Below are 3,119 nucleotides of genomic sequence, written 5' to 3'. Positions count from 1 at the left end.
AGACCGGCCCCGACACCATCGAGATCCAGGGCTGCCAATTGCTGATCCTGTGCGAGACGCTGGTCTTCAACCGCGTTTGACGAGGCCGTTTCCAGGAAAAGTGGATACCGGTTTTCCGCCTCGGAAACGCGATAAAACAAAGGCCTGGATCATCTTGCCGTTTCCACGAAACGGTAAGATGATCCAAAAAGCCCGGCTCATCGCCGGGCTTTTTGCATTCAGCACACGCTTGCGACGCGCTCCTTGATGGTGGCGAGCACCGCGTCACCCGGCTTTTTCCACCAATTGTCCTGGGAAAAGATTTCCACTTCCTGCGGCCCGAAAAAACCGGCCGCCTCGATCATGGCGCGGATGCCCTTGAGGTCGATCACGCCGTCGCCCATCATGCCGCGATCGAGCAGCATGTCCTTTGTCGGCACCAGCCAGTCGCAGATATGGTGGGCGAAGATGCGCTTCATCCGCCCCGCCCGCGCGATGGCCTGCGCCAGGTTGGGGTCCCACCAGACATGGTAGACGTCGATGGCGACGCCGACGGTCTCGCCCAGCGTCTCGCAGATGTCGAGCGCCTGGTCGATGGTGTTCACGCAGGCCCGGTCCGCCGCATACATGGGATGCAGCGGCTCGATGGCAATTCTGACGCCGGAGGCGCGGGCATGGGGCAGCATGGCGGCAATGCCGTCGCTCACCATCTGCCGGGCGCCGGCAATATCCTTGCTGGCGCCGGGCAGGCCGCCCACCACCAGCACCAGGCAATCGGCATTGAGCGCCGCCGCCTCGTCGATGGCGCGCAGATTGTCGTCGATATTGGCCTGTCGGCCCGCCGGCGTTTCGGCCGGAAACATGCCGCCCCGGCAGACGCCGGTCACTTGCAGGCCATTGGCCTTGACGATGCGGGCCGCTTCATCGAGCCCGATGGCGGCGATCTGGTCGCGCCAGGGCGAAATGGCGGTGATGCCGGCGCGCAGGCACCCATCCACCGCCTCGGCAAAGCCCCATTGCTGGCGGGTGGTCGCCAGGTTGAGCGAAATTGCGCGCTCCATGCTCATGCCTGCACTCCATGCACCGCCAGAACCCGCGCCATGCGCTGAGCCGCCAGCTCGGGATCGGCCAATACCCGCGCCTTGTCGGCCAGGCGGAACAGTTCGCTGAGATGTTGCAGCGAGCGGGTCGACTGCTGGCCGCCGATCATGGCGAAATGGTCCTGCAAGCCGTTGAGATAGGCCAGGAACACCACGCCGGTCTTGTAGAAGCGCGTGGGGGCCGCAAAGATATGCCGCGAGAGCGGCACGGTGGGCTCGAGAATATCGAAGAATTCCTTGCTGTCGCCACGCCCCAGCGCCGCCAGCCCGGCCGAGGCCGCCGGGGCGATGGCGTCGAAAATGCCCAGCAGAGCGTGGGAATAGCCCTGATCGTCGCCGGCGATCAGCTCGGCATAGTTGAAATCGTCGCCGGTATACATCTTCACCGAGGCCGGCAGGCGCCGGCGCATGGCGATTTCCTTTTCCGCCGAGAGCAGCGAAATCTTGATGCCGTCGACCTTGTCTTCATTGGCGACGATGACATCCAGGCACACATCCATGGCCGCGTCATGGTCGATATTGCCCCAATAGCCTTGCAGGGCCGGGTCGAACATTTCGCCCAGCCAGTGCAGGATGACCGGCTGCTTCACCTGCGAGAGGATGCGGCCATAGACCCTTGCATAATCGTCCGGGCTTTTGGCCGCCGCCGCCAGGGCGCGGCTCGCCATCAGGATGACGCGCCCGCCTTCGCCCTCGACGAAGCCCACCTGCTCCTCATAGGCGGCGATGATCGCGTCGATCCCCACCTCGGGGCCGGGGGCAAGGTGATCGGTGCCCGCGCCATAGGCGATGAGGCTGTCGACGCGCGTGCGGGCCTCGGCCTGCGCCCGGCGGATCAGTTCCTTGGCTTCGACCCAGCCCAGCCCCATGCCGCGCTGCGCCGTGTCCATGGCCTCGGCCACGCCCAGCCCCAGATCCCACATGCGGTGGCGGAATTTGAGCGTCGTCTCCCAGTCGATCGCCGGGGTCAGCCAGGGGTCGTTCCCCGCCAGCGGATCGGCCACCACATGCGCCGCCGCATAGGCGATGCGCGGAAAATCGCTGGCCTTGAATTTCACGAAGGGAATGGGATCGCCGCTCAGCCTGTAGGGCGTGATCGAACGATCGGGGTTGGGCAGGTTGATGGTCGGCATGGGTGGTCGTCCTCGAAATCTCAACATCTGCGGTGTCATCCCGGCGCAGGCCGGGATCCATGTCCGTATTCCGCCCCGCCATCAGGCTTGGGGATGATCTTCAGCATGGATTCCGGCCTGCGCCGGAATGACACCGTGAAGGGAAGGGCTCCGTGCCCTCAAAAATCCAGCTTCGGAACATCCAGCCAGCGGCGCTCCTGCCAGCTTTTCAGGCCCAGCTCGGCCAGCTGCACGCCCTTGGCGCCCGCTTCCAGCCCATACTCCCAGGGCGCGTCCTCGGCCACATGGCGCAGGAACATTTCCCACTGCGCCTTGAAGCCATTGTCCACCGGCCAGTTATCGGGAACCTCTTCCCAATCCTCGAAGAAATTCATCGTTTGTGGCTGGTCGGGATTCCACACCGGCTTGGGGGTGTTGACGCGATGCTGGCTCCAGCATTTGTGCAGGCCCGCCACCGCCGAGCCATGCGTGCCATCGACATGGAAGGTGACGAGGTCGTCGCGGCGCACGCGCGTGGTCCAGCTCGAATTGATCTGGGCGATCACCCCGCCCTCCAGCTCGAACGTGGCATAGGCGGCGTCATCGGTGTCGCAATCGAACACCTTGCCCTTCTCGTCGACGCGCTGGGGGATATGGGTGGCGCCCAGGCAGGATACGGCCTTCACCTCGCCGAACAGATTGTCCATCACATAGCGCCAGTGGCACAGCATATCCAGGATGATGCCGCCGCCATCCTTCTTGCGATAGTTCCAGCTCGGGCGCTGCGCCTTCTGCCAGTCGCCCTCGAACACCCAATAGCCGAACTCGCCGCGCACCGACAAAATCTTGCCGAAAAAGCCGCTGTCGCGCAGCATCTTGAGCTTCAAAAGGCCGGGCAGGAACAGCTTGTCCTGCACCACGCCATGCT

General features: G+C 64.2%; 3 protein-coding genes. All 3 read right to left on the bottom strand.

Annotated elements, in window-relative coordinates; genetic code table 11:
• Window positions 1-218 precede the first annotated feature (218 nt).
• A complete protein-coding gene (locus VDP82_RS16265; protein WP_416347130.1) occupies window positions 219-1,040 on the bottom strand; it encodes a sugar phosphate isomerase/epimerase family protein in 822 nt (273 codons plus the stop codon).
• 2 nt (window positions 1,041-1,042) lie between these two features.
• Window positions 1,043-2,212: a dihydrodipicolinate synthase family protein gene (locus VDP82_RS16260; RefSeq protein WP_323015873.1), complete on the bottom strand. Its 1,170-nt coding sequence runs from the start codon at window positions 2,210-2,212 to the stop codon at window positions 1,043-1,045.
• A 158-nt stretch (window positions 2,213-2,370) separates the two neighbouring features.
• Window positions 2,371-3,119 (bottom strand): Gfo/Idh/MocA family oxidoreductase (locus VDP82_RS16255; protein ID WP_323015872.1); only part of this gene is annotated, 749 nt, incomplete at its 5' end.

The sequence above is a fragment of the Devosia sp. genome (assembly GCF_034675085.1).
Classification (GTDB): domain Bacteria; phylum Pseudomonadota; class Alphaproteobacteria; order Rhizobiales; family Devosiaceae; genus Devosia.
The sequence above is the reverse complement of the archived record's forward strand: the minus strand, read 5'-3'. Positions and strand labels throughout refer to the sequence as shown.